Genomic DNA, 26,071 nt, shown 5'->3' on the forward strand with positions numbered 1-26,071 from the left:
AGACAACCACATGACCCGCACGATCGTCGCATCCGCGACAAAGGAAATCGTCATCGGCTTCGACCAGCCCTTCTGCGTGATCGGCGAACGCATCAACCCGACCGGCCGCAAGAAGCTCGCCGCCGAGATGGTGGAAGGCAATTTCGAGACGGTGAGGAAGGACGCGCTCGAACAGGTCGCGGCGGGCGCCACCATGCTCGACGTCAATGCAGGCGTCACCGCGGTCGACCCGAACGCGACGGAGCCGGCACTGCTGGTGCAGACGCTCGAGATCGTCCAAAGCCTGGTCGACGTGCCGCTTTCGATCGACTCGTCGGTGACCGCGGCGATCGAGGCCGCGCTCAAGGTCGCCAAGGGGCGCCCGCTGGTCAATTCCGTCACCGGGGAGGAGGAGAAGCTGGAGGCGATCCTGCCGCTGGTGAAGAAATACGACGTGCCGGTCGTCGCCATCTCCAACGACGAGACCGGCATTTCCATGGATCCGGACGTGCGCTTTGCGGTGGCGAAGAAGATCGTCGAGCGCTGCGCCGACCATGGCATCCCCGCGCATGACGTGGTGGTCGACCCGCTGGTGATGCCGATCGGCGCGCTGGGCGACGCCGGCCGCCAGGTCTTCGCGCTGCTGCGCCGGCTGCGCGAGGAGCTGAAGGTCAACACGACCTGCGGCCTCTCCAACATCTCCTTCGGCCTGCCGCACCGCCACGGCATCAACGCCGCCTTCATCCCGATGGTGATCGGCGCCGGCATGACCTCGGCGATCATGAATCCCTGCCGCCCGCAGGAGATGGAGGCGGTGCGCGGCGCAAACGTGCTTGCCGGAACCGACAGGGATTGCATGACCTGGATCAGGACCTACAAGGACTACAAGCCCGCCGAGGGCGGCCATGCGGTCGCAGCGCCGGTTCCGGCCAACGCGCCCGGCGAAGGCGGCAATGGCGGCCGGCGGCGCGGCGGGCGCGAAGCGCGCATGGCAAGGGGATAGCTCGATGGTGCGTCCTTCGAGGCTCGCCCTTCCGATCCTGCGCCTGCATGTCGAACGCAGGCGCGGGCTCGCGCCTCAGGATGAGGGAAGACGGTGGGTTTCAGGCCGCGGTTTGAGAAGTCGAGAAGCGGTGCGTCCTTCGAGGCTCGCCCTTCCGATCCTGCGCCAACATGTCGAACGCAGGCGCGGGCTCGCGCCTCAGGATGAGGGCGGACGGTGGGCTTCAGGCCGCGGTTTGAGAGGTCGAGAAGTGGTGCGTCCTTCGAGGCTCGCCCTTCCGATCCTGCGCCAGCATGTCGAACGCAGGCGCGGGCTCGCACCTCAGGATGAGGGAGGATGGCGGGCTTCAGGCCGGGGGTTGAGAGGTAGCGACAGAGATCGGGCGCGGCTGAGGCTCGTTGCGCTTACCTCGGTGGGATCGAAGGTGGCATCACGCAATACCGAAACACTTCCGCGCCAACTGTCCGGAACTTGCGGTGTAACCCACAACCGCCCTCATCCTGAGGCGCGAGCCCGCGCCGGCGGTCGAAGGCTTCCTCATCCTTGCGCGGGCGAGCCTCGAAGGACGCACGATAGATGAACCCGCCCGCCAACATCACCGACCCGCTCGTCCTGTTCATGCCCTCGGGCAAGCGCGGGCGTTTCCCGAAAGGCACGACCGTGCTCGACGCGGCGCGTCAGCTCGGCGTCTATGTGGAGAGCGTGTGCGGCGGACGCGCGACCTGCGGGCGCTGCCAGGTGGTCGTGCAGGAAGGCAATTTCGCCAAGCACAAGATCGTCTCCTCCAACGACCACATCTCGGCCTTCGGCGCCAAGGAGGAACGCTACGCCCGCGTGCGCGGGCTTGCCGACGGCCGCCGCCTCTCCTGCTCCTCCGCCATCGAGGGCGATCTCGTCATCGACGTGCCGCAGGACACGGTGATCAACGCGCAGGTGATCCGCAAGGCCGCGATCGACCGCGTCATCGAGCGCAATCCGGCCGTCCAGCTCTGCTACGTGGAGGTGGACGAGCCCGACATGCACAAGCCGCTGGGCGATCTCGACCGGCTGAAGGCGATGCTGGAAAGGGACTGGGGCTGGAAGGACCCGCTCGTCTCCCAGCATCTCTTGCCGAGCGTTCAGAAGATATTGCGCAAGGGCGAATGGGGCGTCACCGCCGCCATCCACCGCGACATGGACCTGTCGCGGCCGACGATCATCGCGCTCTGGCCCGGCCTCCACAACGAGGCCTACGGGATCGCCTGCGACATCGGCTCGACGACGATCGCCATGCATCTCGTCTCGCTTCTGTCGGGCCGCATCGTCGCATCCTCGGGCGCGCCCAACCCGCAGATCCGCTTCGGCGAGGACCTGATGAGCCGGGTCTCCTACGTGATGATGAACCCGGACGGACAAGAGGCGATGACCAGCGCGGTGCGTGGCGCGATCAACGAACTGACGGCGAAGGTGTGCGCGGAAGGCGGCGTCAGCCCCGACGACGTGCTCGACGCCGTCTTCGTCGCCAACCCGATCATGCACCACCTCTTCCTCGGCATCGACCCGACCGAGCTCGGCCAGGCGCCCTTCGCGCTCGCCGTGTCCGGCGCGGTCCATACCTGGGGCAGCGAGCTCGGGCTGAAGATCAACGAGGGCGCGCGCGTCTACCTGCTGCCCTGCATCGCCGGCCATGTCGGCGCGGACGCCGCCGGCGCCACGCTTTCGGAAGCACCCTACAAGCAGGACCGGATGATGCTCCTGGTCGATGTCGGCACCAATGCCGAGATCGTGCTCGGCAATCGCGATCGCGTGGTGGCGGCCTCCTCTCCCACGGGTCCGGCCTTCGAGGGCGCGGAAATCTCCTCCGGCCAGCGCGCCGCCCCCGGCGCGATCGAACGGGTGCGCATCGACGCCGAGACGCTCGAGCCGCGCTTCCGCATCATCGGCTCCGACAGATGGTCGGACGAGGACGGGTTCGCGGCCGATGCGGAGCGGCTCGGCATCACCGGCATATGCGGCTCGGCAATCATCGAGGTCGTGGCGGAGATGTTCCTTTCGGGCGTCATCTCGGAGGACGGCGTCATCGACGGCGCGCTGGCGGCGAGAAGCCCGCGCATCTTCCAGAGCGGCCGCACCTTCTCCTATCTGCTCCATGACGGCACGCCGCGCATCACGGTCACGCAGAACGACGTGCGGGCGATCCAGCTCGCCAAGTCGGCGCTCTACGCCGGCGTGAAGCTGCTCATGGAGAAGCAGGGCGTGACGAGCGTCGACACGATCCGCTTCGCCGGCGCCTTCGGCTCCTTCATCGATCCGAAATACGCCATGGTGCTGGGGCTGATCCCCGATTGCGACCTAGCCGAGGTCAAGGCGGTGGGCAACGCCGCCGGCACCGGCGCGCTGATGGCGCTCTTGAACCGCGGACACCGGCGCGAGATCGAGGAGGTGGTGCGCCGCATCGAGAAGATCGAAACCGCGCTCGAGCCGAATTTTCAGCAGCTCTTCGTCAACGCCATGGCGATACCCAACAAGGTCGATCCCTTCGCCAAGCTCGCCGAGCAGGTCAGCCTACCGCCGCGCAAGCTGCTATCCGACGAAGCATCGGCGGGCGATGCCGCGCCGCGCCGCCGCTCGCGCGAGGAACGCGCGGCCAGACGCGGGCGGGGGTAGCCGCCCGGACCACCGGCCGTCTCAGCCGAGGGCGACGACGACCCGCTCGGGAAACTCCTTTTCGTCCGTCCAGATGCGAATGCGCGTTCTGGGCCTGCCAGCCGGCATGCGGAGCCATTCGGCCAATTCCGCATCGCCGAACACGATCGTCCCGCTGGGCGTGGCGATGGTGTCGTCGAAGACCGGCGGGGCCTTTCTCGCTCACCTCCGTATACGATCCCGCTAAAAGTTCCGTCTCGCATCAGCCCAGCCCGATTACGACGTCGTCCGGCTGGGTCGGGTGATTGGTCCAGATGCGCACCCTGGTTTTCGTTTCCGAAACATCCATCGACAGAATTTCGGGCGTGTTCACGTCGAAGAGGATGACCTTGTGCTCCGGGGTCTGGAGCATGCCGTCAAAGCGCGGAGCTTCTGATCGGTACGGCAGTTCCTCGACGGGCCCGAGGGTGATCTTGGTATCACCTTCGTTCCAGTAGAGGCACATCACATTGATGCATTCATCACTGGCAATCAGCCCGGTCAGATCATGGTCCAACGGGATTCGCACATCCAAGGCGCCGGCTATGTAAAAGCTTACATATTCGGGTGCGACATCGGCAAATTTGATCGTCATTTTTGCACCCTAAACAGATAAGTGCTCAAGAGACCGCCCTGGCTGCTGCTGCATCGGAGGCAATGAGGATAGATTCTCGTCGGCTTGCCCATTGACTTTGGCACTTGGTGATCGCCCACGAAAGAGCTGGACCGTGTTCCAGGTTCCTTAGTCCCACAGCGATGACATCCCCATTTTCGCCCTATCCGATCGACTTCCTGCTGCTCAGACCGCGCCAAGCGACGATTGGTGGATGGTGCCGATACCCACTCACGAGCAAAGGGACCCGGCTCGGCGCGGTTCGCAGAAATCAGACCTTCTACGGTCGAGTATGCCTGCGGCGGCGGTTTCCACTTCGGATCGAGCTTCCTGACGTCGCGGAGAGCGCCGCGCATCGCGCCGGTTGATTGCGCCAGCCGCGCTTCCTGCGCGAGCGTTATCGAATGCCACCGGTTTCCTATCCGGACATGGCCGCCGCCCGCGCGCCGGCGCGCAACCCGATGAACGCGGGCATAGCCCGGCTCGTACGTCCATTTTCCACCGTCGGGGTTTCCACGCGGCACACGTGGTTGATCGGGCCGAAAGCCGGCCTTGGAGGCCGATATCAGGCGCCCGGTCGCGAGCTGCATTCTCAAACCCGCCAGCCACCAGCCGGTCCGATGTGCCGTCGATTCCTTGCTCTCCACGCTTCGCCACCTCTCGTCGCTCGTCCGCGACTAGGGTGCGGCAAACCGGAAGGAGGTGGATCGAAGGGCGCGCCGCTTTTCGCCAACCTATTGCCTCGGCTGAGGTTTTTCCGGCAAAGTGCCCGGTTCAGTCCACGCGCTGGAATTCGCGGCCGCCACCGGGAACCGTTTCGACACCATGCCCAGCCTGAAGTCGTATCTCGTCGCCTTCGTCCTGAAGCACACGCGCAAGAAGGCCTTCGCGAGCCCGGAAGGGCTGCATGCCTGGATCGTCAAGTCGCGCAAGACGCAGGACCACCGCCCGCCGGTCGAGGTCGCCGGACGCGTCGCCGTCACGCAGCGGCAGGTCGATGGCCACGTCGTCTACGAGGTGCGACCGAAAGACGGCGAGGCAACCCGCCGCGTGCTCTACCTGCATGGCGGTGCCTATTGCTTCGAGATCACCTCGTTTCACTGGCGGCTGATCGCGGAGATGTGCGAGCGGCTCTCGGCCCACATCAGCGTTCCGGTCTATCCGCTTGCGCCGGAACATGATTTCCACGCGATCTTCGGCATGGGCGCTGCGGTCTATCGCGACGTGATGGCGGCCGCCGACGAGGTCGCGGTGATGGGCGATTCGGCCGGCGGCAACATGGCGCTGGTGCTGACCCTGATGGCGGCGGAAGAGGGGTGGAAGCTGCCTTCCCGCCTGGTCCTGATCTCGCCCGGGGTCGACATGACGCTGACCAATGACGAGACGCGCCGGGCAGCCCTGCTCGACCCGTGGCTCGACATACCGGGAGGCATGGAAGCCGTGCGCATCTATGCCGCCGAGCTCGATTTTTCCGACTGGCGCATCAGTCCCTCCTATGGCGAGCTTTCCGTGCTGCCGCCGACGCTGATCTTTTCCGGCACCCGCGACCTGCTCTATCCCGACACGGTTGTGTTCGCCGAAAAGGCACGCGCGGCCGGCGCCGAGGTCGAGCTCGTCACCGGCAAGGGCATGATCCATGTCTGGCCGCTGATCGACATGCCGGAGACGCGCATCGCGCGCGATCGCATGGTGGAGTTTCTGCGGGGCGATGACGCTGTGCCGGCGGGCCATTCGATATCGAGTTCGCCATCCGCGTCGGAGCCTGCATTCCCGACCGCTCGCTTGGCTCGCTCGCGAAGTCGGAAATGACCGACGTGCCGGCTTACGCCGCCGCCACCTTCGCCAGCATCTTCTTGGTGATCGACTGCTTCCAGCCGGCGCTCTGCGCCCAGGGGTCGGCCATCGCGAGGCGTTTTTCCATGTCGCCGAGATGGAACACGTTCGCCGCGTCGAGCGACTTAAGCTCCTCCCATGAAACCGGTGTGGCTATGGGAGCGCCCTTTCTCGCCCGCGTGGAATAGGGCGAAATCGCGGTCGCGCCGCGCTCGTTGCGCAGCCAGTCGACGAAGATGCGGCCCTTGCGCTTGGCTTTGGCGGCCTGCGCCACATAGCGTTCCGGCTCCTCCTCGGCGATCATGCGGGAAAAATCGCGCGCGAACGCCTTGACCTCCGGCCATTCGGCGCGGCGCGCCAGCGGCGCGATCACATGGACGCCCTTGCCGCCGGTCACCATCGCCAGCGTTTCCAGCCCGATCCCGGCGAGCCGCTCGCGAAGATCGAAGGCGGCGTCGCGGACGTCCCTGAAGCCGAGCCCCTCGTCGGGATCGAGGTCGAAGACCAGCCGGTCCGGCTGCTCGATCCTGTCGATCCGCGAGCCCCAGATGTGGAACTCCAGCGTTCCCATCTGCACGCCGGCGATGATGCCGGAAAGACCCTCGACATGGAGATAATTGTCCTTCTTGCCGTCGGCTTCGGTGACTTCCAGCCGCTTCAGCTCTTTCGGGAATCCCCTGCTCTCGTGCTTCTGGAAGAAGCATTCGCCCGAGGTGCCGTCGGGGCAGCGCACGAGGCTCAGGAGCCGCCCTCCGGCTTCCGGCATCATCCGTTCGGCGACCCGCTCGTAATGCGCGGCGATGTCGGCCTTGGTCACGCCCTCTTCCTCGAACAGCACCTTGTCGGGGCTCGAAAGTTTCACGCCGGCGAATTCCTGGCGTTTTTCACGTTCCGGCATCGGTGCTCCTTCCGCGCGTTCGAGGACGACTTCGCCCGCCTTCTTGTCTTCCCGCAATCCCTTGAAGACGCCGTGCCTCACCACGCCGTCGGAGGTGAATTCGGCAAAACCGATCTCGGCGACGAGATCCGGCTCGACGAATTTCGCCTTGCGTGCCGCCTCGCGCGGCAATTCCGAGAAGGGAGAGGAGGCGCGCTTGTGCTCCAATATCAGGGGAGCGGCTTCCGCGAGCGAGTTTCCCTCGAACGCGCCGACGCGCCCCTTGTAGACGAGCCTGCCGTTTTCGCGCACGCCGACGAGCAGCGAACGGAACGGCCTGTTCTTCTTGTCGGTCGGCGTATAGCCGCCGATGACGAATTCCTGGCTTTTCGTGCATTTGACCTTCAACCAGCTCCGCCCGCGCCCCGAGCGATAAGGATCGTCCGCGCGCTTGGCGACGATGCCTTCGTGCCCGGCGCCGCAGACCTGGTCGAAGACCTTTTCGGCGCTTCCCGCCACATGGGTCGAATAGATCAGCGGCGCCGATCCCTCGCCCAGAAGCTCCTCCAATCGCGCCTTGCGCTCGACCAGCGGGAGCCGGCGGATGTCCTCGCCATCCTCCTCCAGGAGATCGAAGCAGAAGCAGGAAAGCCCCTGCCCGCCGGACGAGATCGCATCCTGGAGCGCGGAGAAATTCGTCTTGCCGTTCCCATCGAAGGCGACGATTTCGCCGTCGATCAGCGCCCCGTCGGTATCGAGGGCCGCGGCGGCGGCGGCGATGCCGGGAAATTTCGCCGTCCAGTCGAGCCCGCTGCGCGTGAAGACCTTGGCCTTGCCCCCGGCGATCGCGAGAAGCGCGCGGTAGCCGTCATATTTCATCTCGGACAGCCATTCGCCGCCTTCCGGTGGGGCCGCGACGAGCGTGGCGAGCTGGACCTCCCGCCAGCGCGGCATCGCGACGGCGGAGGATTTCCGCTTGCCGTCCTCCTTTCCTTCCGCGCCGGCCTTGGCTTTCGGCGTCCGCTTCGCCGGCCTGCGGTCCGTGAGGTCGCTCTTGGCGAGCGTCCGCCCGCCCTTGGCGATCTGCGCCATGGTCCGGTCGCTCGCCACGCTTTTCACGTATTTCTTCAGGACGTCGCCGCGCGGCGGCCTGAAGCCTTCCTCGCGGTGCTTGATCATCAGCCAGTTCTCGCGCGTCTCGCCGTCCCGGGGCTTCATGCGCACCAGCGTCCACTCGCCCTCGAGCCGTTCGCCATGGAGGCGGAAGACGAGCTTCCCGTTTTTCAGTCCCTTGTCGAAATCCTCGACCGGCTCCCAGATGCCGGTGTCCCAGAGCATCACCGTGCCGCCGCCATACTGGCTCCTCGGGATCACGCCCTCGAAGCCGCCATAGGCGAGAGGATGGTCCTCCGTGCGGACGGCCAGCCGCTTTTCCGCCGGGTCGTAGCTCGGGCCGCGCGTGACCGCCCAGCTCTTCAGGACGCCGTCCCATTCCAGGCGGAAATCATAATGAAGACGGGTGGCGTCGTGCTTCTGGACGACGAAGGAAAGCGCGTTCTTCGCCCGCTTGCCGGCCTTGCGCGCGGTTTCGGCGGCCGGCTCGGACGTCTTCGAAAAGTCGCGCTTGGCGCGATAATCCTTGAGGAGTTCGTCGATCTCGGGCTTGGCCATTGCGCGACCTCAGCCGGTATTACGTCCGGCGAGCGCATGGACGATCGAAAGGGAAAGCAGTTCCCCAAAGGCCAGGCTTCTCGTCATTGCAAACCCCGGTTTACGCAGACCGCGTATGAACTGAGGCAACAACCCGCGGGCCGTCCGAAAGGTTCCGGCGAGCCTTCGTTCAGAACCTGCCGGTCTCGCGAAACAGCTCGAAGGTTGCCCTTATGTGATCCGCAGCCGCCTTCACCGGCGCGGATGCGTCGTGCGCGACGATCATCGCCAGGCTGTAGTTGGAAAGCTCCGGCAGGCCCTCCTTCGGGCCGAGCGCGACGATGTCGTCGCCGATGAAGGATTTCGGGAACGGCGCGATCGCGAGATCGGACAGGATGGCCGAGCGCTGACCGGCCGTGTGCGCGCTCATATAGGCGATCCGGTAGTCGCGCCCGTCGCGGCCGAGCGCCTCCAGCGCGTCGGCGCGCCAGGCACAGCCATCCTCCCAGATCGACAACGGCAGCGGCTCGCGCATATGCGCGCAACCGCCCTTGGCGCCGCCCCAGACGATCGGCTCGGTGAGCAGGACCTCGGCTTCCGGCGGAATATTCCGGCAAACGGTGAAAAGCGTGATGTCCAGCTGCCGCTCGGCGAGCCGCCGGCGAAGGTTGGAGCTCTGGTCGATGACGACGTCGACGGCGACCGAAGGGTGCGACTGCGCGAAACGCTTGAGCACGTTGGGAAGAACCCGTTCGCCATAATCGTCCGGCGAGCCGAGCCGCACCACGCCGCTGATGTCGGGAATGATGAATTTCGAGACCGCCTCGCGGTTGAGCGCCAGGATGCGGCGCGCATAGCCGAGCAGCATCTCGCCGTCCTGGGTGAGCGACACGGAACGCGCGTCGCGCATGAAGACGGAGCGTCCGAGTATGTCCTCGAGCTTCTTGATCTGCATCGACACGGCCGAGGGCGTGCGGAAAACGGCGTTGGCGGCGAGCGTGAAGCTGCCGGTCTCCGCGATGGCCACGAAGGTGCGCAGCACGTCCAGATCGAGAAGCGGCAGGGGATGATTGAGCGGAGCGTTCATGTCTCTCTTCCCATCAACTTTTCTGAATGAAAGGATCATTCCATTTCGTTTGATTGAACCTCAACCCTGCCGCATAGTCAAGCTCGAAGACAGGGAAGTTCCCCCTGCCGCAGCCTCAAGGGAGAGAACAATGTCGATTTTGACGACGGTCGGACGTTTCATCACCGAACTGAACCGCAATCGCGTGCGCAACAGCACGGCACGCCTGATCAGCGAACTGCCGCTCGATATGCAGAAGGACATCGGCTGGCCGAGCGCCTACTACAACAATCGCGGCCGCCCGAACCCCGTCAGCGGCCTGGGCCGCCAATGAGCGGTCGTGCCGAGGCCTCCCGCCGCGCCGCACCTTTCCCGGCGCGGCGGAGGCACGGGATTTTCGCATGATGCCCATGAGCGGGAAGCATGGCTCCGTCGATGGCAGGCAAATATCTGAAATTGCATCCGATTTCGGACGCATGGCAGCCATTCGCCAGCAGGCATGTCGCTTTTCCCATGTTGGGCTTCGCTTTTGTCAGCGCGGGATATCACGGCGAGCACTATATGAGCATCGAACGGGCAGCCCCACTCCATGATGCGAAGGCCGCTCCGTGTGAAGCGATCCCGCATGGAGATGTGTCATGAAACTCTTTTCGCGCTTCCGTGGCAAACGCCGCGACAGCAACCTGACCACCGCACTCGAACGCCAGCGTCTCGCCAAGACGATGCCGGGGCAGACCGCGGCACTCGCCGCATCGCGCTTCGGTTTCCTCGTCAACTGACGCTGGACGACGTCTTCGGAACGACCGGCGATCCGCTGCGGCGGGTCGCTTTTTTCGTTGCCATTTCCCCCCGTGCGCGCCGTCGCAAAAATTGTTCAAACCGCGCAGTCGCAGCCCATTGACAAACCTGGGCTTTCCTGATGACGCTTTGCTAATCGCGACATGATCCGTCGGCAGGTTTTGCGCGTGTGGGAGGCCAGGTTGACCCAGAAGAACGCCGTCAGACGATCGATCGTCTTCTATCTCGTCCCAGACTTCACGATGATAGCCTTCGCGACGGCGCTCGAACCCTTGCGTTCGGCGAACCGGATGCTCGGCTACCCGGCCTACCAGTGGCGGCTCGCCAGCATCGACGGAAAGCCGGTCAACGCGTCGAACGGCGTCGAATGTGCCGTCAATACCTCGCTCGACGAGGAGCGCAGGAAGATGGCGGGACCGGACCGGCCGTCCATGGTCATCGTCTGCTCCGGCCTCAACGTCGAGAAGTACAATCAGAAATCCGCCTTCGCCTGGCTGCGGGAGGAATACAACCGCGGCGTCGCCATCGGCGGGCTGTGCACCGGCGCCTATGTGCTCGCCCAGGCGGGGCTGCTCTCCAACAAGCGCTGCGCGATCCATTGGGAAAACCTGCCGGGCTTTTCGGAGGCATTCCCCAAGGCCAACGTCTTCGCCGATCTCTTCGAGGTGGATTCCAACATCTACACCTGCGCCGGCGGCACCGCGGCGCTCGACATGATGCTGAAGCTCATCGGCGACGATTTCGACGACAATCTGGTCAACCGCGTCTGCGAGCAGGTGCTCACCGACCGCGTGCGCAGCCCCACCGACCGCCAGCGCCTGCCGCTGCGCGCCCGTCTCGGCGTGCAGAACTCAAAGGTGCTGACGATCATCGAATTGATGGAGGCGAACCTCGCCGAGCCCCTGTCGCTGGTCGAGATCGCCGATCATGTCGGCCTCTCCCGCCGCCAGATCGAGCGGCTTTTCCGGCAGGAGATGGGCCGCTCGCCGGCGCGCTATTATCTCGAGATCAGGCTCGACCGCGCCCGGCACCTGCTGATCCAGTCGTCGCTGCCGGTGGTGGAGGTAGCGGTCGCCTGCGGCTTCGTCTCGGCCTCGCATTTCTCGAAATGCTACCGCGAGCTCTACGCGCGCTCTCCGCAGCAGGAGCGCGCCGACCGCAAGCAGCTCATGGCGGCGTGACCGGCGGCCCGAAACTACCGGCTGTCCCACATCCAGGAGCGGTCGCGCCACATCTTCTCGCCGACCATGCAATCGTATGACCGCTCGGCGGCGGCCTTGATCACCGGCAGGCCGCCCTCATCTTCCGTGTCGGGAACGGCATCGACCAGTTCCAGCACCAGCTTGCGCCTCACGGCTTCCGGAAACTGCGCCCAGTCGTTGACCGGGATCATGAAGGCGCCCGGCCCGCCGATCACGCAGTTCGAATAGTAGAGATCGAGGTTCGGCACGTCGTAGGCGCTGGTGAAGCCGCCCGTCGTCATCAGCGGCAGCCCGTTGACGGTGATGCCCTGGCGGACCAGCGCGTCGCGCGCCTCCGCCACCGGGCTTCCCTGGTTGTTCGGACCGTCGCCGGAAATGTCGACGACGCGCTTCAGGCCGCGATGCCCGCTCTCGGCGAAGAGATCGCCGGCAAATTGCAGCGCGCCGGAGATCGAGGTCCGCCGCGCGCTGTTGGGCGGATGAATGGTGAGCTTCTCGGCGACGGCCTTCGCGTCTTCGAGCGTGGCGATGACCGTCCAGGGCACCACCACGTGCTGGACGGTGGCACCTGCCCATTCGACATAGGTCAGCGCGATCTTTCCGTGCACCCCGTCCTGTATCGCCCGCAGGACTACCTCGTGGGTCAGCGCGGCGGCGTAGCCATCGCGCTGGATGGCGAGTTCGTCGGGCGACATGGAAAGCGAGACGTCGACCGCCAGGATCAGCTCGACATCGACCTGTTCCGCCTCCGCCGCCTGCGGCAGGAACGCGGCAATCAGCGCGGCGGACGCGCCCGTGACAAGCCCCCGCCGAATCTTTCGCAGACGAGCCATGCAGACAGGGTACGCGAAAAGCCGGCGTTGGAAAGAAAGCCCCGCGCTTGCGGCCCGCGCTCTCCCTTCACAATTTCGCGACCGCCGTCGCGCTCTTCTCCGCTCGAAAAGGCTCCCGTCACGCCCTGAGCGCGGTGTTTTCCGGGTCGAACGGGCTCTCGCCGATGACGGTCGCCCTGTGCAGCCTGCCGAGGATCCGGATTTCGAGGCCGGTGCCCGGCGCCGCGTGCTCCGGCTTCACCATGGCGAGCGCAAGGCTCTTGCCGACGCGGAAGCCGTAGCCGCCATGGGTGGCCCGGCCGACGAGGACGCGGTCGCGATAGATCGCCTCCGAACCGCGCGCGTCCGCATCGGTGACGTCGTGGACCTCCAGCGTGACGAAGCTCCAGCGCGGTCCCTTCTCGCGCAGCGCGACGAGCGCGTCGCGGCCGATGAAATCGCCCTTGTCGGGATGGACGAAGCGGTCGAGCCCGCTTTCCCAGGCCGAATATTCGATCGACAGCTCGCGCGGGATGAGCCGGTAGCTCTTCTCGATGGCCATGGCGGTCATCGCGCGGATGCCGAACGGCTTGATGCCGAACTCCGCCCCCGCCTCCATCAGCTTGTCGAAGATGTGGTTCTGCATCTCTATCGGATGGTGCAGTTCCCAGCCGAGCTCGCCGACGAAGTTGACGCGCAGCGCATCGGCCGTGGCCGTGCCGACCGATATCTTCTTTCCGGACAGCCACGGAAAGCCGGCATTGTCGAGCGGCGTGCGGGTCAGCTTCTGCAGGACCCTCCGGCTGTCGGGGCCGGCAAGGACGAGGACGCCCAGGGCCTGCGTGACCGCATCGAACCTGACGCTGCCGTCCTCCGGCAGCAGCTTGCGCATCACGTCGTGATCATGCGCCTCGTAGGCGCCCGCCGAGACGAGGTAGAACACGCCCGGGCTGCTCTCGTAGACGGTGAACTCGGACCTGACGCCGCCCTGCCTGGTGAGCAGGTGGCAGAGTGCGATGCGGCCCCGCTTCTTCGGTATCTTGTTGGCGAGAACGCTTTCCAACCATTCCCGGGCACCCCGACCGGAAACCCTTGCCTTGGCGAAGGCCGACATGTCGAGGACGCCGACATGCTCGTGGACGTTCCTGACCTCGTTGCCGACATGCTCGAAATAGTTGGAGCGGCGGAACGACCATTTTTCGACGATGCGCCCGTCCTCCAGCGGCGGGGCGTGGTTTTCGCCGGTGAGCACGTCGGCACCGACGCCTAGCTGCTCCTTCGGCACTTCGTGACCCGCCGGCGCGTACCAATTCGCCCGCTCCCAGCCATAGACCGAGCCGAACACGGCGCCGAGTTTCTTCAGGCGGTCGTAGAGCGGCGTGGTCTTGAGCGGGCGGGCGGCGGCGCGTTCCTCGTCCGGATAGTGCATGGTGAAGACGTTGGCATAAGCCTCCTCGTTCTTCTCGATGAGGTAGCCCTCGGTTGCGTAAGGGCCGAAACGGCGCGGGTCGACGCCCATCATGTCGATGCTGGGTTCGCCGTCGACGATCCACTCGGCAAGCTGCCAGCCGGCACCGCCCGCGGCCGTGACGCCGAAGGAATGGCCCTCGTTGAGCCAGAAATTCTTCAGGCCAGGCGCCGGCCCGATGATCGGCGAGCCGTCGGGCGTATAGGCGATCGCGCCGTTATAGACCTTCTTGATGCCGACCTCGCCGAAGGCCGGCACGCGCGCGATCGCCGCCTCGATATGCGGCATCAGGCGCTCCAGATCCTCCTGGAACAGCTCGTATTCGGAATCGTCCGACGGCCCGTCGACGTAGCAGACCGGCGCGCCCTTCTCGTAAGGCCCGAGCAGCAGACCGCCATTCTCCTCGCGCATGTACCAGGACGAGTCGCTTTCGCGCAGCACGCCCATTTCCGGCAGGCCCTGCCGCTTACGCTCGACGATCACCGGATGCGGCTCGGTGACGATGTACTGGTGCTCGACCGGGATGACCGGCACGTCGAGCCCGACCATGGCGCCGGTCCGGCGGGCGAAATTGCCCGTGGCCGAGACGACATGCTCGGCGACGATGTCGCCCTTGTCGGTGCTGACCAGCCATTTGCCGTCCCCGCGCTGCTCGATCGCGGTGACGGCGGTGTTGCGATAGATGGTGGCGCCGCGGTCGCGCGCGCCCTTGGCCAGCGCCTGGGTGAGATCCGCCGGCTGGATATAGCCGTCATCGGGATGCTGGATCGCGCCGAGAATGCCATCGGTCTCGCAAAGCGGCCAGACCTCCTTCAGCTGTTCGGGCGTCAGCACCTTCACCGGCACGCCGATCGTCTCGGCGATGCCCGCGTAGTACATGTACTCGTCCCAGCGGTCCTTGGTGCGGGCGAGACGGACGTTGGTGCAGTTGGTGAAGCCGACATTCATGCCGGTCTCCTCCTGCAGTTCCTGATAGAAGCGGACGGAGTATTTGTGGATCTGGCCGACCGAATAGCTCATGTTGAAAAGCGGAAGCAGGCCGGCCGCGTGCCAGGTCGAGCCCGACGTCAGCTCCTTGCGCTCGATCAGGACGGCGTCGGTCCAGCCTTTCCTCGCCAGATGGTAGAGCGTCGAGACGCCGACCACCCCGCCACCGATGACGACCGCACGCGTTTCGGCTTTCATTGACATATCAGCTCCCGATTTTCCGGCCGCGCCCGTTCGGCGTGGCAAATCCCTCTGATCCTCGGCGACAATATTCCGGCCGGAGAGCCGGCGTTCGGCCTGTTTGCGACATGGGCGAAACGGGTCGCGACGAGGCCGGGATCGAGGCTGCCTGTTCGGTAGGCAGTTCTTAAGGGGAAGCGGCGAAGATGGCGCGTCGGCGGAATCCGCGCTTGCCGGCGCGGCCACCGGATCGAAGGGGCAACGGGGCAATATGAGCAGCGCCACCGAACGGGAAAGATGGCTGGTCGCGGGCCTCGGTCTGCGCGCGCCGCTCGGCGTGCTGTTCCTGTCGCTCGTCCTCGTCGCCGTTCTGTCGCTTCTTCCTCTCGTCGTGCCGATCGGTTCCGCCTATTGGGATCTCTATCTCTATTTCGACGGCGCCAACCGCATCTTCGACGGCCAGGTTCCGATCGTCGACTTCTTCGCACCCGTGGGGCCGCTCTCCTATTACCTCTTCGCGGGCGCGGTCGCGCTCTTTCCGGACGCGCAGCCGGCCCTGCTCGTCCATTGGTCGATGCTTGCCGTCACCGCGCCGCTGATGGCGCTGATCGTGGCGCATGTCGATGCGAAATCGCGCGCCAGCGCCTTTGCGCTGCTCATCCCGTTCCTGGTTTTTGCCCTCCTCCCCTTCAACACGCGCGACTTCTACCCCTACCCCGGCTCGGACGGGTTCGGCATGTACAACAGGCAGGGCGCGCAGCTTCTCTACGTTCTGGTCGCCGCCGTGCTCCTCGTGAAGGACCAGCGCCGGCTGGCATCGATCGTCGCGATTGCGATGCTCGCCATGTTCCTGCTGAAGATCACCGCCTTCATCGCCGGCCTGCTCATCTGCGCCTATGCGTTCGCGGCCGGACGCATCGCCTTCCGGCCGGCGGCGGCGAGCGCGCTGGCCTTCTTCGGCGTCCTTGCTCTGCTGGAGTTCACGGACGGGATGGTGTCGGGCTATTTCCGCGACATTCTCGAACTTGTCGCGATGAACGAGGACGTGCTCGCCTCGCGCTTCCTGCGCGCGGCATCGCTGAATTTCGGCGCGCTTGCACCGGGCGGAGCGCTCGTTCTGGTCCTGCTCTTCGCCGGCCGCGACAGGCTGCGAAAGGCGTCAGCCAACCTCCTGGCGAAGCCTTCTCTCTCCTCGGTGCCTGCGGTGCTCGACAACCATGCCCTGTGGCTCGCCGTCGTGCTCTTCGCCGGCTGGTTCTACGAGACGCAGAACACCGGCAGCCAGGCGATGATCATGGTGTGGCCGGTCCTCTGGGCGGTCCTGCTGCGGGTGCCGTCGATGTTCGCCACGCCCAGGCTGCTTGCGGCCACCGTCACGCTCGCGGGCATGGTCGCCCTGCCGCTCCTGGTCAATACGGTCGAGCGCGCGGCCAGGACCTATGTCGGCTCGGTCAACAACGTTCCGCTGGAGCATCGCCACCTGAAGACGATGGGCGCCGTCAGCATGCGTCCCGAGCTCGCCGGGCGTACCGACCGGCTGATCGAAATGTATTCGCGCCATCCGGACATGTTCCGAGAATTCGTCGACATCGGCGAGATGCCCTCGCAGATCCTGACCTGGGATCTCGATTTCCAGATCACCTATCTCAAGGCGATCGACGAGGCGATCGAGGCGATCCTGAAGCTGGAGAAGGAAAAGGGCGTTCGTTTCGAGACGATGATGACGCTCTCCTTCACCAATGCCTTTCCGTGGCTGATGGACCGCCACGCGCCGCGCCACATCTCGATCGGCGCCGACATCAGCCGTACGGTGCCTCCTCCCGGCTCCCGCGAGGGAGAGGCGATCCGCGACGTAGACCTCGCGCTCTATCCGACCTGCCCGGAGATGGTCGCGGCCGACAAGCTGCGCGCGCTCTATGCGCCCTATCTCGCCGAACACCGGCCGGTACGGCTCGGCCGCTGCTATGTCGGCTACGTCAACCCGCGCCTTGCCGGCAAGATGGCTGGAAACTGACTGGAACCGGCCATTAAAAGCCGGCGAATCCTCAGCTCACCTGGCTTTTAACGAAATCCTTCACGATCGCGACGATGCCGCGCGACAGCAGGCCGTCGAGCGCCTCGACGAAATCGTCGACATGTTTGCGCTCGCAGATCAGCGGCGGCTCGAGGCGCACGACATTGCGGTTGTATTCGGTGAAGGCGACGAGCACGCCGTAGTCGCGCAGGAGCAGCGAACCGACGAAGCCGGAAAGCGAGCCCTTCAACTTATCGTCGAGCACGCCGACGACCGGCCGCAGCACCATCGGCAGGGTTTGGGAGAAATCGTGGAACTCCAGCCCCACCATCAGACCCTTGCCGCGCACCTCCTTGATGATCTTCGGGTGCTTCGCCTGGAGATCCGCCAGGCGCTCGAGCAGGTAGTCGCCCACGGTGGCCGCGTTCTCGATGAGCCCCTCGTCGTAGAGCAGGTTGAGCGCCTCGATCGAGGTGATGCAGGCCTCGCCGATGCCGCCGAAGGTCGCCTGCGCGTGGATCATCGCCGTCTTCGGCGTGCCATAGGCCTTCATGTAGACCTCGCGGCGCGCGATCATCGCGGCCATCGCCGTCTTGCCGCCGCCGAGCGACTTGGCGAGCGCGGTGACATCCGGCACGACGCCGTAATGCTCGAAGGCGTAGAAGCGGCCGGTGCGGCCGAGCCCGCACTGCACCTCGTCGGCGACCCAGAGCACGCCGTGCTCGTCGCAGAGTCGCCGCAGCTTCTGCCAGAATTCCGCCGGCGCCTGGTTGATGCCGCCGCCGCCCTGCACGGTTTCGAGCACGATCGCGCCAATCCCGGGATCGGAGCGGAAGGCGTTCTCGATCGCCTCGATATCGGCGAACGGAACACGCACCGTGTTGTCGACCAGCCTGAACTCGCCGCGATAGAGCGGTCCGTCGGTGATCGACAGGACGCCCTTGGTCTTCCCGTGGAAGGAATTTTCGGCATAGACGATCTTCGGCTTCTTCGGCCCGGCGGCGCGCTCGGCCACCTTGACCGCCGCCTCCATCGCCTCCGAGCCGGACGATCCGAGGAACACCATGTCGAGATCGCCCGGCGAGCACCGGGCGAGATTGTGCGCCAGCGCCGACGCGTATTGCGACATGAAGGCGATCGCGATCTCGTGCCGCTTCTCCTCCTGGAAGGCCTTGCGGGCGGCGAGGATGCGCGGGTGGTTGTGGCCGAAGGCCAGCGAGCCGAAACCGCCGAAGAAATCGAGGATCTTCCGACCGTTCTGGTCGAAATAATACATGCCCTCGGCGCGCTCGACCTTCACCTTGTGGAAGCCCAGCAGCTTCATGAAATGGAGCTGGCCGGGGTTCAGATGCGCCTTGAAAAGGTCGGTCATGCGGGCGACGTCCATCGACTTCGCCTCTTCGACCGAAATCAGCGCCGGCTTGGCGAAAGTGCGCGGCGAAAGCTCCGGCGCGTCGATGGCGGTGCGGGCTTCGCCGACGGGCGGCTTCGACATGACGGTCATCCTCGTCCTCCTATTCAGCCGGAACCTGGCGTCCGGCGGCGGCGAAGCCGCCGTTCTTCCTCAAACGATATTCGCGATAGGCGGCGATCAGCATGTCCTCGTCGCGATGCTTCGGCACCCAGCCGAGCTGACGCTCGCCCTTCGACACGTCGAGCACGCATTCCTCGTCGGCGATCAGATACTGCTCCGGATCCATGATCGGCATGTTGGCGAGATCGAGCAGGTCGAGCGTGCGCTTCACCGCCCAGCCGGGCGTCGGCAGGAGGATCGATCGCGACCCGGCATGGCGGACGAGATCGCCGAGCAGCTTGCGCACCGGCGGCGGGTTGAGCGAGCCGAGATTGTAGGCCTCGTCGGGCACACCCGCCTTGAAGGCGAGCCGCGCGGCCTCGGCGCAGTCGAAGACGGAGATGAATTGGTAGGGATTGCGCCCGGAGCCGATCATCGGCACCGGCAGGTTCAGGTCGATCAGCTTGAAGAGCTTTTCCAGGATTCCGAGCCGTCCCGGTCCGATGATCAGGCGCGGTCGGAACAGCGATATCCGCATGCCGCGCTCGCGCCATTCGACGGCGAGCTCCTCGGTCTTCAGCTTGGAAAGTCCGTATTCGCCGAGCGGCGCGACCGGATGCTCCTCGGTCATCGGATGGGCGACGGTGTGGCCGTAGATCATGTCGGTGGTGAAATGGACCAGCTTGGCGGCGCCGGCCCTGTCCATCGCATGGATGATGTTTTCCGTGCCGTGGAAATTCACCGGCCAGAAGAAATCGCGCCGCTTCGCCCGCACCTGGAGCGGCGAAAGCATCTTGGCGGAAAGGTTGTAGACCATGTCGTCGGCCCGGATGCCCACCGAGGCAACGGAAGCCGGGTCGGTGACGTCGCAGCGGACGAATTCGATGCCGCGATAGTGCGGCAGATCGCTCTTCACGATGTCGGCGACGACGACCTCGTGGCCGTCGGCGAGGAGCTTCGGTGCGAGATGGCGACCGACGAACCCGTCGCCACCGAAGATGATGTGTCTCATTTTGACATCTCACTGGTTTGCAACGGAGCCGTCGCAAGCTTCGTGCCATCTTCGTGGCCGGAACGTCCGCTCTGCGCGATCAGAACGGTCCCGACGCAGATGAAGGCGATGCCGGCGATGCGCCAGGCGTTCAGATCCTCGCGGAAGATGAAATAGGCGAAGACAGCCACCGCGACGTAAGCCAGGCTGAGGAAGGGATAGGCGAAGGACAGTTCTACCTTGGAAAGGACGAACAGATGCGACGCCATCGAGATGACGAAGGTGCAGAGCCCGAGGAACACCCACGGGCTGAAGACGATCTCGAAAATCTTCAGGATCGGGTTGGCCCCGGCGAAGGAAAGCGGGCCGAGCGTCGTCATGCCGTGCTTCAGCATGAGTTGCGCGGCCGCGTTGGTCATCACGGTGAAGAGTATGAAGCCGATATATTTCATCTTTTCCCTGCCCGAAGCGTCATTGCGCCGGCGCCCGCCGGGATCGCATGAAGCTGTTCGCCAAAAACCCGTCCATCATTCGGCCGCCATCGCCCCGCCAGCGTCTGCGCGTGGCAGCCGCATCGCCGTGCGGTTCCAGAAATCGGAGACGAAGCCGGGATCGCGAAGCCGCGCCAGCCGCCGCCATTGCGGGAATGAGGCGGCGAAGGTTTCCGCCGACATCCGCGCGTCCTTGTAAGCGTTGACGGCGCCGCCGGCTTCGACCGTGATGCGGTCGAGCTCGGTGAAAAGATCGCGCGTCGCCGTCCCCTTGAAGGAAAAATCGAGCGTCAGCGTGTAGCCGGGACGCGGAAAGGAGAGAATGCCCGGCGAGGCGATCGCTCCGAACCGTTTCAGCACGGTCAGGAAGGAGCCCTGCCCGGCCGCGCGGGCCCGCTCCATCATCTGCGGGATCGCCTTCGGCGCGGCCTGCGCCGGTATGACGCTCTGGTGCTGCATCAGGCCTGCCGGACCGTAGAGCCTGTTCCAATGGGCGACGCTGTCGAGCGGAAAGAAGAAACTTTCCGCCGAGGTCGCCCGCATCTCCTCCGTCCGGCCCTTGCGGCGGAAATAGGCTTCGTTGAAGAGCCGCAGGAAAGGCCGGTTCAGGAGGTTGAGCGGCGGCTGGAACGGAACGGAAAGGAAATTGCCCGGTCGCGCCGTTGTCGGGCCCGTGCTGGCGGCGTGGTTTCCGGTGATCAGCAGGCCCCGCCCCGCCTTGCCGCCGACGGCAAGCTGGTCGACCCAAGCGACGGCATATTCATTGTGCCTGTCGGCTTCCTCCGCCAGTTCGAAATATTCAGACAAGCTCCTGAATCGGCGGATTTTTTCCTCGATCATGAGCGACGGCACGCGCATCAGCCGCAGCGAAACCGTCAGGATGAGGCCGGTCAGACCCATTCCGCCGATCGTTGCGGCGAAAAGCTCGCTGTTCCGCTCCGCGTTGCAATTGTAGACGATCCCGTCGGAACGCATCAGCGTCAGCCCGACGACGTGGCGGCCGAAAGTGCCGCGGCGATGGTGGTTCTTGCCGTGGATGTCGTTCGCCACCGCGCCGCCGAGCGTGACGTGGCGCGTGCCGGGAACCACGGCCGGAAAGAAGCCGTGCGGCGCGACATGCCCGATGATGTCGGAGAGCATCGTACCCGCTTCCGCCTCGATGATGCCGCTCTCCGCGTCGAAATCGAGGATCCGGTTCATCGTCCGCATGTCGACGAGCGTGCCTTCAAAATTCAGGCAGGTGTCGCCATAGCTGCGCCCGTTGCCGTAGGGCAGCAGCGAAACGCCGGACGGAACGGTTTGAAGCAGCCTGATCGCCTCCTGTGCCGGAATGGCACGCCGGGAGGCGGACGTCGTCCTGCCGAAGCTCTGATAGACGGGCGCCATCTACATCCCCGCCGCCAGGAGAAGTAGGATACCGAAGCCCCCGACGAGCTGGCTGCGCCAGTCGCGGATGATGAAGACGACCGGATCGTCATGCATCGTGTCGCGCCGGGCGAGTATCCACAGCCGCATCGTCAGATAGAGGATGAGCGGCGCCAGCGGCCACATCAGCCATGGACGGCTGTACTGGCCGGTCGCCGCCTCGCTGTCGATGAACATCGCCATCACCAGCGCGGCGGAGAAGGCGGCCGCCATGCCGGCCTGCGAAATCGTCTCGAGATCCTCCGGCCGGTAGCCGCGCCCCGCCATCCGCTCGCCGGGCGGAACGTCCGTTCCGCGCAATTCGACATAGCGCTTCACCAGTGCCAGCGAGAGGAAGAAGAAGATCGAGAAGGCGAGCAGCCAGAACGACCATTCGGCGTTCGTCGCCACGCCGCCGGCGAGAATGCGTATCGTGTAGAGGCCGGAAAGCGCGAAGACGTCGATCAGAAGCATGCGCTTGAACGACAGCGAATAGGCGGTCGTCGCGGCCAGATAACCACACAGCACCAGCATGAACAGGGGCGGCAGCCAGAGCGCGACCGCGAAGCTGAACGCCAGCAGCGCGCCGATGGCGGCAAAGCCGAAGGGGATCGACAACACGCCGCTGGCGAAGGGCCGGTTGCGCTTCGTCGGATGGGCGCGGTCGAGCGAGAGATCGAACAGGTCGTTGAGGATATAGATCGCCGAGGCCGCCGAGCTGAACGAGATGAAGGCGAGCGCGCAGGCGACGACCGCGGCCGGGTTGAAATATTCGTGCGACAGCACCAGCGGCACGGCGATCAGCGTATTCTTGAGCCATTGATGCGCGCGCAGCATCTTGGCCATGGTGCGCAGCGTCGGTCGCGGAGCGGCGACGAGCTCCCCGCCATGGCGCGCATGCCAGCGCGCGGCAGCCGTGTCGGGCGCGACGACGATCGCCGCCCGCGCGGCCTCGAAGACGGCGATGTCGGCCTTCTCGTTGCCGGCATAGTCGAAGCCGCCGTCGCCATAGGCTTCCACCAGCGCCCGGCGTTTCGAACCGGAGGTCATGTTGCAGCCCCTGTCGGTCGAAATCACTTTGTCGAAGAAACCGAGATGGGCGGCGACCACCTCGGCGAATTTCCTCGGCTGGGCGGTGGCGAGCGCGATGTGACGCCCGGCGGCCTTGTCCTCGGCCAGCCTCCGCAGGATTTCCGGGCGATAAGGCAGCCCCGCCGGGTCGATCTCGACGCGTTCGGCGATCTCGCATTTCAGATGCGCCTTGCCCGAAAGCAGCCAGACGGGAAGCAGGAAGAGATAGAGCGGATTCCTGCGCAGAAGCAGAAAGACACTCTCCCACAACAGATCCGTGGCGATAAGCGTGCCGTCCAGATCAACCGCCAGCGGCGTGGCGATCCTTTCCGTGCGCGCATCCATTCTCGCAGCCCCATGCCCCTTGGTCGAAACGATCGACCGGGAATACATGGAAAACCGCCTAGGGAAGATTAATGCGACGCGGTCGAAGCAAGACGGAAGAGCATGTTTCGCGAAGCAGCGTTAACGACCGGCTTCGGAAATGGTTAGAATGAATTCCATTCGGGTATTCAGAGTACCCGCGCCCTGCCGCCCTGTATCTCGAGGTTCTCCGAGCCGGTCAGCGCCTCGCGGTCGCCGTTCGGCATGGTGACGAAGCATCCGGACGAACAGAACTCGATGGTTTGCCCCGCTCCGACCTGCAGTTCCGACTGGCTGCCGCCCTCGGTCACGACCAGCGTCAACGTCTCGTTGTCGAGATTGGTCACGCTTGCTGCCATGGCTGCGCTGCCGGTTGCCAGTAACATCGCGGAGGCGAACAGGTATTTCTTCATTGTCTTACCGGTGTTTCCACACCGCCCTTCTTGCCCTGCGGGAACGAATCCCGCTTTTCATCAAACCATGTAGTGCATTCTACCTGAATGTCCGCTGAATGAAGCATTCATTCGGGAACCGCGTCGCGTCTGGACCTGCGCCGCTTCGGCGGTGCCGGCTTTGCCGTCGCCGGAGGCGCGGTGTAGGCGATCTCGATCCCCTCCCGCCCGAAAACCTCGATAATCTGGAAACGTATCTCGTTGCCGACCGAACCTTGCGTGTTGATGTCGGCGAGGAACAGGCGCGCCTCGAACTCCAGGAAATTGGTGCCGAAATTGGTGAATGCGACGAACGGCTCGGGGTTCCTCAGCGCGAGCGGGTGGCTGGCGATGATATCCGTGAGAAGCTGGTGCACCTTGCGGACGTCGGAGCCATAGGGGACGCCGACGCGGATTTCCGTGCGGCCGAGCTTGTTGCGGTGGGTCCAGTTGCCGACCGCCGAATTGATTAGCTCCGAATTGGGCAGGATGACCGTCTGCTTCTGGAAAGTCTCGATCTCGGTCGCGCGCACGCTGATCTTCTTGACCGTGCCGGTCACGGCGCCGGCGACGATCCAGTCGCCGACCTTGAACGGCCGCTCCGCGAGAAGGATGAGACCGGAGACGAAGTTCGACACCACGTTCTGCAGGCCGAAGCCGATGCCGAGCGAAAGCGCGCCGGCGATGAGCGCCAGGCTCGAGAGATCGATGCCGGCGGCGGAAATGCCGATCAGGCCGGCGAGCGCCACGCCGGCATAGCCGACCGCCGTGCTGATCGAATTGCGCACACCGGCATCCACGCGTCCGCGCGCCATGACCTTGCCGTCGAGCCAGTGCTGGAACCCGCGGGTGAGGAAATAGCCGATCACGAAGACCAGCACGCCGGTGAGGATGCCGATCAGCGAGATCGAGATCGAGCCGATGCGCACCTCGGTGGCGAAATTGTAGGTCCAGGCGCGCATGTCGCCCCACTGGAAGCCCCATTGCAGGAGGATCAGCGGAATGCCGACGGCGAGGATGAGGATGTCGATGACGACGCTGGCGGCGAGGCCGAGCTGGTCCTCCGTTGTCTCGTCGAAATGGAAGCGCGCCGTGAGCCGCCGTCCGAGCGCGGTTTTCCCGAATGCGCCGAGCTCGGAGATCGCGCTGGCCGAGAGGTAGCCGATATACATGGTCGCCAGGATCGCGCCGGTGATGACGATCTGCTGCGACATGAAGCGGGCGAAGCCGATATAGCCGAGCAGCGCGGCAAGGACCGTCGTGCCGCCGAGACCGAAGAGCAGCACGCGGAACAGCGTCCCCCAGCGGCGCGGCCTTCCGTCATAGCCGATATAGGGCTTCACCGTGGCGATCAGGATGACCAGCACGCCGACGATGACGGTGGCGACGAGGCTCTTGGCGATGGTGAGCGAAAGCGGCGAGCTCATCACCACGTTCACCCGGCTCAGGAAGAAATCCGCGCTGGCGACCAGCGCCGTCAGCCAGACCAGCCAGAAAAGCACGCGCGCCGCGCGCGGCTCGACCGGAACGAGCCGCCATTCCGGGAGGTTCGGCGAAAATACCGCGCTCGCGAGCCGATAGACGAAGAAGACGATGGCGATGACGTTGAAGAACGACACCATCAACTGCGCGATGTCGTGCCTCAGCACGCCGAAATAGTTGAAGAAGAAGTGGGTGGCGAACAGGAAGACGGCGAGCGCGGCCGACGGCAGCAATGTCGACCAGAACGCCACCGAGAGGCGCGTCAGGTAGGACGGCTCCTCGTTTTCCGGGTCGGCCTCGATGAGGTTGCCGAACAGGCGCCTTCCGCCGAACAACAGCACCGCGGCGGCCAGCAGCGCGAAGAACGTGGCCAGGAGCACCGAGGAGAGCTTGTAGTTGACCGCGAAGCGGACCCAGGAGGACAGGGCCTGATAGAGCTTCGAGCTCTCGGCCGCGAATTCGCCGAGCACCCTCGGACTCAGCGCCGTCGAAAGATCGTAGCGCCGGGAAAGCGTGTTGGAGAACAGGTCGCGCCTGATCTGCGCGATCTCCTCGATCATCTTGTTGGCGCGCAGCGAAAGCTTTTCCGCGTCGCCCAGGAGCGTGTTGATTTCCGCCTTCTCGTTGAGGAGGCTCTGACGCTCCTCCGTCAGCGCGGCCGGCTCGGGCGGGCTTCCCTCGCCGGGCGCCGGGCCGATCTCGTCGAGGCGGTTGTTGATGGCGGCAAGCCGGGGACGAAAGGCGACGCCGCTCGCGATCAGGCGGCGTGCCTGCTCCTCGAGATGATTGCGCACTTCGACGAGCGCCGCGTCGTCGTAGAGATTGGAACGCATGCGCAGTTCGAGATCGTCGGTGCGCCGGGTGATCTCGGCGATCGCCGCCCGCTGCTCCACCAGCAAATTGGAGCCGTTGTCCTGCCCGAAGGAAGGCGAGGACAGAATGGCGAGCAACAGCGCCACCAAGACCGCAAGGCGCGAAGTAACGGGAACCGGCAGCTTCATTCTATGGAAGGCTCTCTTTGGATCCGAGCCCGCATTGATACTGAGCGCGCGAGGAGCCGGCAAGCCGCAGGACGCGGCGACCCTGGGGAAGGTCGGTCCAGCGAAAGCCCATGGCGCTTTATTTACCTTGCGCCGCCGGCGTGATCTATAGGGTTGCGGATCGTTCGTCGCCCGCGGG

At 65.1% G+C, this 26,071-nt stretch carries 19 protein-coding genes; 7 read left to right on the forward strand and 12 right to left on the reverse strand.

Going from position 1 to position 26,071, the window contains the following annotated elements:
• The first annotated feature begins 10 nt into the window (after positions 1–10).
• Together XW59_RS06740 and XW59_RS06745 are read left to right on the forward strand one after the other, a co-directional pair.
• Positions 11–982, forward strand: coding sequence for a methyltetrahydrofolate cobalamin methyltransferase (locus XW59_RS06740; RefSeq protein ID WP_047144532.1), 972 nt, complete (start codon positions 11–13; stop codon positions 980–982).
• A 576-nt stretch (positions 983–1,558) separates the two neighbouring features.
• The gene (locus XW59_RS06745; protein WP_047144247.1) at positions 1,559–3,628 is read left to right on the forward strand and encodes an ASKHA domain-containing protein; all 2,070 of its coding nucleotides are present in this window, start codon (positions 1,559–1,561) and stop codon (positions 3,626–3,628) included.
• Positions 3,629–3,869: 241 nt separating this feature from the next.
• On the opposite strand, the gene XW59_RS06750 is transcribed toward XW59_RS06745, so the two are convergent.
• Complete coding sequence (locus tag XW59_RS06750) at positions 3,870–4,241, reverse strand: hypothetical protein (protein WP_047144246.1); 372 nt, start codon at positions 4,239–4,241, stop codon at positions 3,870–3,872.
• Between the two features lie 843 nt (positions 4,242–5,084).
• On the opposite strand from XW59_RS06750, the gene XW59_RS06755 reads away from it, so the two are divergent.
• Positions 5,085–6,068, forward strand: a complete 984-nt coding sequence (locus XW59_RS06755; protein WP_082137488.1) for an alpha/beta hydrolase — start codon at positions 5,085–5,087, stop codon at positions 6,066–6,068.
• Positions 6,069–6,081: 13 nt separating this feature from the next.
• Here the strand turns inward: XW59_RS06755 and ligD are convergent, their stop codons facing one another.
• Both ligD and XW59_RS06765 read right to left on the reverse strand, forming a co-directional pair.
• Positions 6,082–8,640, reverse strand: a complete 2,559-nt coding sequence (gene ligD, locus XW59_RS06760; protein WP_047144245.1) for a DNA ligase D — start codon at positions 8,638–8,640, stop codon at positions 6,082–6,084.
• A gap of 169 nt (positions 8,641–8,809) precedes the next feature.
• Positions 8,810–9,706, reverse strand: coding sequence for a LysR substrate-binding domain-containing protein (locus XW59_RS06765; protein ID WP_047144244.1), 897 nt, complete (start codon positions 9,704–9,706; stop codon positions 8,810–8,812).
• Between the two features lie 130 nt (positions 9,707–9,836).
• Here XW59_RS06765 and XW59_RS06770 point away from each other — a divergent pair, with 130 nt between their 5' ends.
• The 3 genes from XW59_RS06770 to XW59_RS06775 all read left to right on the forward strand — a co-directional run bounded on the left by XW59_RS06770 (position 9,837) and on the right by XW59_RS06775 (position 11,664).
• A complete protein-coding gene (locus XW59_RS06770; RefSeq protein ID WP_047144243.1) occupies positions 9,837–10,019 on the forward strand; it encodes a hypothetical protein in 183 nt (60 codons plus the stop codon).
• A 304-nt stretch (positions 10,020–10,323) separates the two neighbouring features.
• Positions 10,324–10,464 carry a hypothetical protein gene (locus XW59_RS29290; protein ID WP_170990106.1) on the forward strand — a complete coding sequence of 47 codons (141 nt, stop codon included), beginning with the start codon at positions 10,324–10,326 and terminating at the stop codon, positions 10,462–10,464.
• A 201-nt stretch (positions 10,465–10,665) separates the two neighbouring features.
• Complete coding sequence (locus XW59_RS06775; protein ID WP_348639300.1) at positions 10,666–11,664, forward strand: GlxA family transcriptional regulator; 999 nt, start codon at positions 10,666–10,668, stop codon at positions 11,662–11,664.
• 14 nt (positions 11,665–11,678) lie between these two features.
• On the opposite strand, the gene XW59_RS06780 is transcribed toward XW59_RS06775, so the two are convergent.
• Together XW59_RS06780 and XW59_RS06785 are read right to left on the reverse strand one after the other, a co-directional pair.
• Entirely contained in the window at positions 11,679–12,518 is an 840-nt protein-coding gene (locus tag XW59_RS06780; protein WP_047144240.1) for a DUF1194 domain-containing protein, read from the reverse strand.
• 118 nt (positions 12,519–12,636) lie between these two features.
• The gene (locus XW59_RS06785; protein WP_047144239.1) at positions 12,637–15,150 is read right to left on the reverse strand and encodes an FAD-dependent oxidoreductase; all 2,514 of its coding nucleotides are present in this window, start codon (positions 15,148–15,150) and stop codon (positions 12,637–12,639) included.
• Positions 15,151–15,403: 253 nt separating this feature from the next.
• On the opposite strand from XW59_RS06785, the gene XW59_RS06790 reads away from it, so the two are divergent.
• Complete coding sequence (locus XW59_RS06790; protein ID WP_047144238.1) at positions 15,404–17,146, forward strand: hypothetical protein; 1,743 nt, start codon at positions 15,404–15,406, stop codon at positions 17,144–17,146.
• A 31-nt stretch (positions 17,147–17,177) separates the two neighbouring features.
• On the opposite strand, the gene XW59_RS06795 is transcribed toward XW59_RS06790, so the two are convergent.
• From XW59_RS06795 to XW59_RS06825, 7 genes are all read right to left on the reverse strand, one after another.
• Complete coding sequence (locus tag XW59_RS06795; RefSeq protein WP_246666034.1) at positions 17,178–18,533, reverse strand: aspartate aminotransferase family protein; 1,356 nt, start codon at positions 18,531–18,533, stop codon at positions 17,178–17,180.
• 127 nt (positions 18,534–18,660) lie between these two features.
• Positions 18,661–19,671 carry an NAD(P)-dependent oxidoreductase gene (locus XW59_RS06800; RefSeq protein WP_047144236.1) on the reverse strand — a complete coding sequence of 337 codons (1,011 nt, stop codon included), beginning with the start codon at positions 19,669–19,671 and terminating at the stop codon, positions 18,661–18,663.
• Positions 19,668–20,102, reverse strand: coding sequence for a transporter (locus XW59_RS06805; protein ID WP_047144235.1), 435 nt, complete (start codon positions 20,100–20,102; stop codon positions 19,668–19,670). Before XW59_RS06805 ends, XW59_RS06800 begins: the two co-directional genes overlap by 4 nt.
• A gap of 75 nt (positions 20,103–20,177) precedes the next feature.
• Complete coding sequence (locus XW59_RS06810) at positions 20,178–21,527, reverse strand: FAD-binding oxidoreductase (protein ID WP_047144234.1); 1,350 nt, start codon at positions 21,525–21,527, stop codon at positions 20,178–20,180.
• Positions 21,528–22,961 (reverse strand): UbiA family prenyltransferase, encoded by a 1,434-nt coding sequence (locus tag XW59_RS06815; protein ID WP_047144233.1) that lies wholly within the window; start codon positions 22,959–22,961, stop codon positions 21,528–21,530.
• Between the two features lie 167 nt (positions 22,962–23,128).
• A complete protein-coding gene (locus XW59_RS06820; RefSeq protein ID WP_047144232.1) occupies positions 23,129–23,392 on the reverse strand; it encodes a hypothetical protein in 264 nt (87 codons plus the stop codon).
• 107 nt (positions 23,393–23,499) lie between these two features.
• The gene (locus XW59_RS06825) at positions 23,500–25,893 is read right to left on the reverse strand and encodes a mechanosensitive ion channel family protein (protein WP_052958020.1); all 2,394 of its coding nucleotides are present in this window, start codon (positions 25,891–25,893) and stop codon (positions 23,500–23,502) included.
• Between the last annotated feature and the right edge of the window lie 178 nt (positions 25,894–26,071).

This window comes from Aquamicrobium sp. LC103, from assembly GCF_001014615.2.
In the GTDB taxonomy this organism is placed as follows: Bacteria; Pseudomonadota; Alphaproteobacteria; order Rhizobiales; family Rhizobiaceae; genus LBCQ02.

Bases quoted from the DNA above. Each gene is read 5' to 3' on its own strand.
- XW59_RS06740 (WP_047144532.1), top strand. From the start codon at position 11: ATGACCCGCACGATCGTCGCATCCGCGACAAAGGAAATCGTCATCGGC.
- XW59_RS06745 (WP_047144247.1), top strand. From the start codon at position 1,559: ATGAACCCGCCCGCCAACATCACCGACCCGCTCGTCCTGTTCATGCCC.
- XW59_RS06750 (WP_047144246.1), bottom strand. From the start codon at position 4,241: ATGACGATCAAATTTGCCGATGTCGCACCCGAATATGTAAGCTTTTAC.
- XW59_RS06755 (WP_082137488.1), top strand. From the start codon at position 5,085: ATGCCCAGCCTGAAGTCGTATCTCGTCGCCTTCGTCCTGAAGCACACG.
- ligD (WP_047144245.1), bottom strand. From the start codon at position 8,640: ATGGCCAAGCCCGAGATCGACGAACTCCTCAAGGATTATCGCGCCAAG.
- XW59_RS06765 (WP_047144244.1), bottom strand. From the start codon at position 9,706: ATGAACGCTCCGCTCAATCATCCCCTGCCGCTTCTCGATCTGGACGTG.
- XW59_RS06770 (WP_047144243.1), top strand. From the start codon at position 9,837: ATGTCGATTTTGACGACGGTCGGACGTTTCATCACCGAACTGAACCGC.
- XW59_RS29290 (WP_170990106.1), top strand. From the start codon at position 10,324: ATGAAACTCTTTTCGCGCTTCCGTGGCAAACGCCGCGACAGCAACCTG.
- XW59_RS06780 (WP_047144240.1), bottom strand. From the start codon at position 12,518: ATGGCTCGTCTGCGAAAGATTCGGCGGGGGCTTGTCACGGGCGCGTCC.
- XW59_RS06785 (WP_047144239.1), bottom strand. From the start codon at position 15,150: ATGAAAGCCGAAACGCGTGCGGTCGTCATCGGTGGCGGGGTGGTCGGC.
- XW59_RS06790 (WP_047144238.1), top strand. From the start codon at position 15,404: ATGAGCAGCGCCACCGAACGGGAAAGATGGCTGGTCGCGGGCCTCGGT.
- XW59_RS06795 (WP_246666034.1), bottom strand. From the start codon at position 18,533: ATGGACGTCGCCCGCATGACCGACCTTTTCAAGGCGCATCTGAACCCC.
- XW59_RS06800 (WP_047144236.1), bottom strand. From the start codon at position 19,671: ATGAGACACATCATCTTCGGTGGCGACGGGTTCGTCGGTCGCCATCTC.
- XW59_RS06805 (WP_047144235.1), bottom strand. From the start codon at position 20,102: ATGAAATATATCGGCTTCATACTCTTCACCGTGATGACCAACGCGGCC.
- XW59_RS06810 (WP_047144234.1), bottom strand. From the start codon at position 21,527: ATGGCGCCCGTCTATCAGAGCTTCGGCAGGACGACGTCCGCCTCCCGG.
- XW59_RS06815 (WP_047144233.1), bottom strand. From the start codon at position 22,961: ATGGATGCGCGCACGGAAAGGATCGCCACGCCGCTGGCGGTTGATCTG.
- XW59_RS06820 (WP_047144232.1), bottom strand. From the start codon at position 23,392: ATGAAGAAATACCTGTTCGCCTCCGCGATGTTACTGGCAACCGGCAGC.
- XW59_RS06825 (WP_052958020.1), bottom strand. From the start codon at position 25,893: ATGAAGCTGCCGGTTCCCGTTACTTCGCGCCTTGCGGTCTTGGTGGCG.